This is a genomic window from Argonema antarcticum A004/B2, from assembly GCF_023333585.1.
GTDB classification, from domain to species: Bacteria; Cyanobacteriota; Cyanobacteriia; order Cyanobacteriales; family Aerosakkonemataceae; genus Argonema; species Argonema antarcticum.
The window spans coordinates 1-7,282 of record NZ_JAIQZN010000136.1 but is presented as its reverse complement, the minus strand read 5'-3'; the positions used below and the strand labels follow the sequence as shown (position 1 = coordinate 7,282).

At 41.2% G+C, this 7,282-nt stretch carries 7 protein-coding genes; all 7 read right to left on the bottom strand.

Features of this window, described 5'->3' with window-relative positions; translation table 11 throughout:
* Positions 1-196: 196 nt before the first annotated feature.
* Complete coding sequence (locus tag LAY57_RS32475; protein ID WP_249071321.1) at positions 197-586, bottom strand: GxxExxY protein; 390 nt, start codon at positions 584-586, stop codon at positions 197-199.
* 33 nt (positions 587-619) lie between these two features.
* Positions 620-2,602 carry a DNA sulfur modification protein DndD gene (dndD, locus tag LAY57_RS32470; RefSeq protein WP_249071320.1) on the bottom strand — a complete coding sequence of 661 codons (1,983 nt, stop codon included), beginning with the start codon at positions 2,600-2,602 and terminating at the stop codon, positions 620-622.
* 145 nt (positions 2,603-2,747) lie between these two features.
* Positions 2,748-4,424, bottom strand: a complete 1,677-nt coding sequence (gene dndC / locus LAY57_RS32465; RefSeq protein ID WP_249071319.1) for a DNA phosphorothioation system sulfurtransferase DndC — start codon at positions 4,422-4,424, stop codon at positions 2,748-2,750.
* A gap of 21 nt (positions 4,425-4,445) precedes the next feature.
* Positions 4,446-5,411 (bottom strand): HNH endonuclease, encoded by a 966-nt coding sequence (locus LAY57_RS32460; RefSeq protein ID WP_249071318.1) that lies wholly within the window; start codon positions 5,409-5,411, stop codon positions 4,446-4,448.
* Positions 5,412-5,424: 13 nt separating this feature from the next.
* Positions 5,425-6,513 carry a DNA sulfur modification protein DndB gene (gene dndB, locus LAY57_RS32455; protein ID WP_249071317.1) on the bottom strand — a complete coding sequence of 363 codons (1,089 nt, stop codon included), beginning with the start codon at positions 6,511-6,513 and terminating at the stop codon, positions 5,425-5,427.
* On the bottom strand, positions 6,506-6,751 hold the full coding sequence (locus LAY57_RS32450; protein WP_249071316.1) for a hypothetical protein: 246 nt from the start codon (positions 6,749-6,751) through the stop codon (positions 6,506-6,508). The genes dndB and LAY57_RS32450 overlap by 8 nt, the downstream gene beginning before the upstream one ends.
* A 136-nt stretch (positions 6,752-6,887) precedes the next feature.
* On the bottom strand, positions 6,888-7,282 hold a 395-nt coding region (locus LAY57_RS32445), incomplete at its 5' end, for a hypothetical protein (RefSeq protein ID WP_249071315.1).

Genomic DNA, 7,282 nt, shown 5'->3' with positions numbered 1-7,282 from the left:
CAGATGAAGAGGGATGAACACAGATGAACACAGATGGGATGATGATTTGTGTTGATTTTTGCGTTAAATGTTTCCGGTGGTTTGGGATAGGAGGATTTGGTTGGTTGGTGGTTCTATAGGTTTTTTTTTACCACAGATGAAGAGGGATGAACACAGATGAACACAGATGGGATGATGATTTGTGTTGATTTTTGCGTTAAATGTTTCCGGCGATACGTTTGATTTCGACTTTAGGGTTGCCGAAGTTAATGAGTAGGCAGAGGGGTAGGTTGGTAGCTTTGATGTAGTTTAGGCATTGAGCTCGATCTTTTTCGGTCATGGTTCTGATTGCTTTGAGTTCTACCAGTACAAGTTGTTCTACCAGCAAATCAGCTGCAAACTCTCCTACCACAATCCCATCATAATAAACTTTGATTGGGTACTGCGGGTGAACTCGCAACCCTGCTTTACGTAATTCATGTACCAAAGCATTTTCATAAACTTTCTCCAAGAAGCCGCATCCCAAGGTATTCGACACTGTGAACGCACAACCTATAATTTTCTCCGTAATCCGATTCAATTCCCATCTGTGTTCATCTGTGTTCATCTGTCTTCATCTGTGGTAAAAAACTATCCTATGCTACCAAAAGTAACCCTCTTCCACAATAGTCTGTCGCTGTTCGATATCGTATTTTAGCAGATATTCTCGTGCGATCGCATCCTGTTCTCTCAGCTTTTCTACTTCTATTTTCCCTATTTCGGTATCCGTCGAAAGCAAGATGACTTGATGGGAAGCTGAGGGGAAATATCGTTCAACTAAATTGGTGCGGTGGGAGGAATCTAAACGTCCTAAAGGTGTATCGATCGCAACGGGAAGTTGACGTCCAGAAACTCGCGCTAATCCCCATAATAAGGCGATCGCTAATAGTTGTTTTTCTCCGGCAGATAAGCGATGTTTCGGTACTGATTTTCCTTCGGGATCGTATAGAGAAAGGCTATAGTTATTGGCATCAATGACGACGCGATGGACTAAGTTTGATTTATGCAGGAGATACCGGAAGCATTCGGTTACTTGTATTTCTAGTTTGTTCAGTTTTTTGAGTGTTAATTTTTCTCGGAATACTTGGAGAGTTTTTTGGACTTTGGCGGCGGAGGTGATAATGTGGTGGCTGTTTTTACGGTTCATGAATTCTTCGCCGTAGGCGGCGAGGTCTTTTTTTATTTGCGCGATCGCATTTTCGAGTTCCAGTTTTTTGCGATCGGCTATTTCCGCCGCCACTTTTATTTTAATTTCTTCATCTTTTGCTTCGTTGACAGCATCTAGTAAACGTTGATAAATTTCGGGCGCGGCAGCAGAAGCTAACTGTCTTTCGGTTGAGTCAATATCTGACTCGAATTCAGTCAGATATTGCAGTTGGTTTTCGGCTTGATTAATTTCTAAAGGAAGTTGGTGATGTAGCAGCAGGCTAAGATTTTTTAGCGTTTCGATATCTACACCTAATCTGAATTCTTCTGGTTTCCCAATATCTTCGGCTAGAGTCTTATTTTCACCGTCTAGAAATGTTTGGATTTGCTTTATTTTTTGGGCAGTTAATTGTAGCTGATTTAGGCGATCGAGTAAACGGCGATCGCGTTCTTTTATCAAGTTTTGCGCTGCTTGTGCCTGTTGCCAAACAGATTCCTTTTCGCCTTGAATTTCGGCTTCCATAAGAAGGGGTTGAATTAGGGCTAAAGGTAAAGCACCTGCCGCTAATTCACAAAGAGATTGACGCTGTTTCTGGGCTTTTTCTTTAGCCTCTTCCAGTTGTTGATCAAGCTGACTTTTTTCTCCGGCAATTTTACCACCTTCAGAGAGGAATTTATTATAAGTTTGCTGATGATTCTTTTTAGCAATATGTGACTGATTGGTGAGATTAGCTTGTTCCTGAGTAACCGCCTCTTTTTCCTCATTATATTTATTGAGTTTGCGTTCAATTTCATCTAAATCCGCAAGTTCTTTCGCGCCAGCAAGTTGTTTGCGTTTACGACTAACGAGAACATCTAAATCCACCGATAAACGGTCAACCAGTTCTAGCCCCAAGAGAGATTTAATCGCCTCCACCACCAGAGGCGGTGGAGTGTCTAAATCGGCTAATTCTTTGACTTGTTCGCCATCAAAAAGAAATAAATTAGATATACCTAAAGGCAACAAATTTTCGATATATTCATCCCAAGTTTGGGCTAATGCCGTATCGGGCCATTCTCCATCAAGAATCCCTAAATGGTCTTTCCCATCTTTAGGATTAGCAGTCCAATACCGAACTATTCGTAATTTGATGACTTGATTATATTCAATATGTTCAAAAAACAGTTCAATGCGAGTTTTTTCCGTGGGTGGCGTGTGGCGATTCACACATTGAGTGAGGAAATCGCTATAGCCTAAATTGCCACGAGTAGAACATTGGGCGCGTTGTCCGTAAAGCGCAAGTCGAATAGCATCCATGAGGGTAGTTTTACCACCCCCATTCATACCGCCAAACAGGATAATGGGGGTAGATTTTTCATTGTCTTCTGGAGATAGATTGATAACTTGTCGTCCCGCGTATGGGCCAAAGTTTTGCAGGACAAGTTCGATAAATTTCACGGTTTGCCAATTTGTAAATGCTTATTATATTTTACCATTAGCCATCTAAAAAAATCTCTGTACCCAACAATAAAACTTCTCCTACATCTGTGTTCATCTGTGTTCATCCCTCTTCATCTGTGGTAAAAAAAAATCCAAATCCCATTTAGTTATCCCCATCCTCCCCTTCCGAATCATCTACATCGTTACTTGGGAATTTCAAACTTCCCCAACTTAGTTGTTTAGAGGTGTCCTTGGGTTTTGCAACTTCATTTTGAATGGTATCTAACCCTTGAACTCTAGTTTTTATGGTCTCAACATTGCCTTCATTCGCCGCCTGTTTGAAATCGCGTTGATTGTGGGCTTTTTGAATTGCGTCTTCTTTTGAACGAGAACTACTCTCGAAGTATTTCTCTAAGTCGTCATATATTCCAGTCCGACGAGATTTTGTATAGTATTGGCGTTCTGTGTCTAGCAGTTTCGCCATCAGTTCTAGGTACATGGTATCCTCTTCGCAGATTTCTGCTAATACTGTCCATTCATCACTCCCTAGTAGTGTTCTGTCTGCGCCAGGACGGGTATCTTGAAATGGTTCGCCTGTCACTTCTTGGTAAATTTTGGGTAAGCTATCATCGAATTCGTGTTTTTCTTCTAGCCAAATGCGACGAATTTCGCTTAGTTCTTCGTTGGTGATGAGGGTGATGTCGCGCATTTCTGGCGGTGCGGTTTTACGAACTTGGGTTTGTGCTTCTAATACTCGTCTTACCCAATGTTCTCGCCAAAATTTAGTATAAGGGCCGGGAATTGGTTGTACTTCAGTTTTTTCATCCTCTACATTTCGCTCAAAAAGTTGAACATAACCCCAAATGCGCCGAAAATCTCTTTTATCATCATCATCTTCAATATCCAATTCGTTGCGGATATCAAGTAGAGGCTGCATCCATTCTTTCTCTTCATCATTCTGAATCATTGCCTCCATAGATTTATCTTTATTTACCAGTGTGCAAACCCAGCAACCAAAACGGGAACTGCCACAACTGGGAGTTGAAGTATCAATGACTAACGGACATTCATTATCTGCGGTTGCACCTCGATACATGGCAAATAAATCTTTGTTGCTATTTCCCCAAGGATTTTGCCACTGATTCAGATAAATCCATACTTCATCAGTCCGCCAGTCTTGGATAGGGCTATAAATTAGAGCGTTAGGGAGACTAGGACTTTGGTAAAGCAGAGATTTCAGCGAGTTTGAATTATGGCTGAGGCGGTCACTGACTCTACCTACTTCATGCTTTTCCATTGAGGCAGCACGTTTAGTACTTTCACCCTTGCGAGTACCCAGAACAAGAATTACCTCTCCGTTAACTCTCACTACATCACGAACGAAACGGTTAGAAGGAGAAATTTTTAGACGTTCAGTACACCACCGAAATCTATGGCGTGGTGATGGATAACCTTTGCCAATCAGATTTACCCAAAAAGTATCTTTGATATCTGGATAAAGCAGATGTGGTTCTATGGGGAGTTCCTGTTCTTGGGCAGCAGATTTCATACGTTCTAATGATTTGCGTACCCAACCAGAAACTATAGGATTTTCTACTAAAGTATCTGTTGTAATTACATAGATTTTTTTTTTGCGTTTTTCTGTAGGCAATGCTGCTATAGCATTCCAAATAAGCTGCACTACCGTACCCGAATCTTTGCCACCCGAATAACCTAAAATCCAGGGGATTTCGTCTAGGCTGTACAAGTCTTGAATTTCTTTAGTAAGCTTCTCTATATCTTCGACTAATTCCTCAACTGTGCGGGGTGGAAATAGTGACAACTGCTGAATTTCTATCATTTCTTAAACCTCCATTTTTGATTACGCCTTAAATACATTCCGCTTATGCCACTGAAGCGCTTCTAAGCTAGGAAAGTATTTTTCTGAACTTGGCAGTAGTATATGCTCATTTTGAAAAGCTTCCATCGGTTTAGCGTTTGGTGATTCTTCTTGTAAGTCGTCAGCAACTATAATCCTGTACTCATCATCGATACCAAACCAACCTTGGTCAAATGCCCAATGATGATTTTTACAAAAGGATAGCCCGTTATTAATTCTGCTATCGAAAAACTGTGCAAATGGCTTTATGTGTGCGCCGTCTACTATATTTTGAGTCAGTGTTCGCATAACTCTTAAACGACAGAATGCACATTTGTAATCATAAATATGTACAATAGCCTTACGGAAAAAAGCATTTCTTATAACAGATTTCCTTAAAACTATTTTAGGTTGTTCATCAAAATTTTTGGATTCTGTTCCTATTTGTTCTTGAGTAATACTTTGGAAATCTTGATTTATTTGGATAATATCCTCGATTTGCCTCCTGTTTGATGAAAACCAAGAAGCTATCAAGCAATCAATTAACTCTGTTCTAGTAAGGGGGTCTTGTAATAAATCAAATAATGGCTCATCTAATTTTGCATATTCTACAGCTTCTTTTAGCTTATTGGTTGTTTTAGGTTGTAGGCCGTTAAAGCCGGACTTGAAAGTTAGCTCCCAACCCAAGTCATCACTTTGTAGATGAAAAAATGGATAATGCAAGCCGCCTTTATAAGATGCAGAAGCTAGGATATTCCAATATTTCTCAAATGTTTCTATTAAATCCTCTGACACGGCAATCCGATTATCAGTAATTAATTCCTGTGAAATCAAATCAATTACAGATAAAAGCAATATGGGCTTATAATGAGCGGCACCACGTTGGCGGCTACTGCTCACGTTAAGCTCAGAAAAAACTTTGCAATAGTACGCTAAATTCTTATTTTCTTGCTGTTCTCCAAAACTCATTTCCCTCTCCCTGCTAAATACGATAATTTTCTAAATGTTCCTCATCCGCAGTTAACGGCAAATTCAGACGCTTTTTAAGATAAGCAGTCATCCAACAAACACTGGTACGTGACCCAGATATCCCACTTTTAGACAAAATACCCCTTTCCCAATCTAGATTAGAACGCGACCAGTCAATTTGTCCCAATCCTTCGAGATTTTCTGACCAATTCTCAGGATAAAGGGAGAGGAGAGTTGCGCCAGTTGCGCCTAAAGCTGCAAGAGTGGTGGGGTGAGAGTGAATGTAGTCCCGCCGCATCTCCCCGGCGTCTACCTTTTTGCGTAAAACTCTTTCCCAGTCTGGAATATAGCTGCTGACTGTATTCCAGAAACGCACGGCAATTTCGATCGCACTTTCCAATTCCCCATCCCGATGATTAACTAAAAGGGCAAGAGTAGCATTATATATGCTATTGAGGGTGAATAGTTTACCGGAACGAGTGGGGAGTATATTGCGATCGCAATCTGTCAGATTTCGGAAAACCTCGACTTGCTTCACAACCGCCCTCACCAGATTAGCGTATTTGTCCCGATAATCGTATAAAATATTCAAGGATGAATCGGGATGGACTGAGTAACGGTTGAGATCGGAGAAGATTTGTTGCGATCGGGCCAACCCAATATCCAAAAATAGAATAAGTGCGATCGTCTCATATCCCAATTCTGGATTATCCTTCAGCGCCATTTCTAACGCCGCCCGTCGATGTTGTCCATCATTTATGATAAACTTACCATCCATCGGCACACGCAATCTGCCAATTTTCCGCCCTTCTTTATCGGGGCCGATCGGTTCAAAAGTAATATCCGCATCAATAGATGCCGTAATCGCCGAAAAAATATAGCTTTTAGGATTATCCAAAATATATTTAGCAATTGCTGGCACTCGTTGGCGATTTAACGTCCGCTTTCCCCTCATTTCCGGCAGTATTTCCTCATCATCCAAAGGGAAAAGTTTCGGCAAAAGTCGCACCGGACACATAGAAACATAGTATTCGCGTCCTGACTGAATTCCCCGAATCACTGGTAATACATATTCAAAAGTTGGAGTTGAAATGTTAAGCATTTTCGCCCTCTTCTTTTTCGATGATTTGCTCTTGTGACAAAGCAAGTCGTGCGTTGATTTCAGTAATGCGATCGAGCAATTCATTTGGTGATAATTGGCTTAATTTTACTTCGTATATGTCGTCGGAAAAAAGGTGTCCGTTTGGCGATCGCTTCATCCTTTCTACAATACGTTTTAGATCGGATTCCATCTCTTCGATCGCTTTATATATAGCATTATAATCGGTAAGTTCCGTCATCGTTCTATCTCCAAAAATTACATAAATTTGTAGGACGGGTTTTGTGAAAAAATTGGTTGTCGGGGACTTTGATCTCCGGTTCCCCCTTTTTTAAGGGGGGTTAGGGGGGATCGATCGTAACTAGCAACTTGCGTTATTACTCGCTTCGCCGGATCAAATAATCTAAAATCCGTTCTTGTCTCTCTTGCGCTGCTGCTAAAGATGCTTGAGTTTCTTGTATTCCCTGTATTGCTTGCTCCATTCGTCCTTGTCCCAAAGTAAGTTGTCTAATTACGTCAATTATCATTGCTCGTCCCTGCAACAATTCAGAGTAATTGGCATCGTTTTGCTCCCGATATCTCTCCATTCTTTCGATAAAGTTATTCACCCGTCTGGTTAGCTGTGTCAAAGCTTCCCGCAATTCATTCATTTGCTGCCTGTCAGCCTCTCTATCCGCTACCGTTTGCGTGGCTAGTTGTGCCAAAGTTTCACGCAATTCGTTTGTCTGCTGCCTGTCAGCCTCTCGATCCGCTACCGTTTGCGTGGCTAATT

What these genes read in the sequence shown, in the direction of transcription:
- LAY57_RS32475 (WP_249071321.1), bottom strand. Translation starts at nt 586, where the DNA reads ATGAACACAGATGAACACAGATGGGAATTGAATCGGATTACGGAGAAA.
- dndB (WP_249071317.1), bottom strand. Translation starts at nt 6,513, where the DNA reads ATGCTTAACATTTCAACTCCAACTTTTGAATATGTATTACCAGTGATT.
- dndC (WP_249071319.1), bottom strand. Translation starts at nt 4,424, where the DNA reads ATGATAGAAATTCAGCAGTTGTCACTATTTCCACCCCGCACAGTTGAG.
- LAY57_RS32460 (WP_249071318.1), bottom strand. Translation starts at nt 5,411, where the DNA reads ATGAGTTTTGGAGAACAGCAAGAAAATAAGAATTTAGCGTACTATTGC.
- LAY57_RS32450 (WP_249071316.1), bottom strand. Translation starts at nt 6,751, where the DNA reads ATGACGGAACTTACCGATTATAATGCTATATATAAAGCGATCGAAGAG.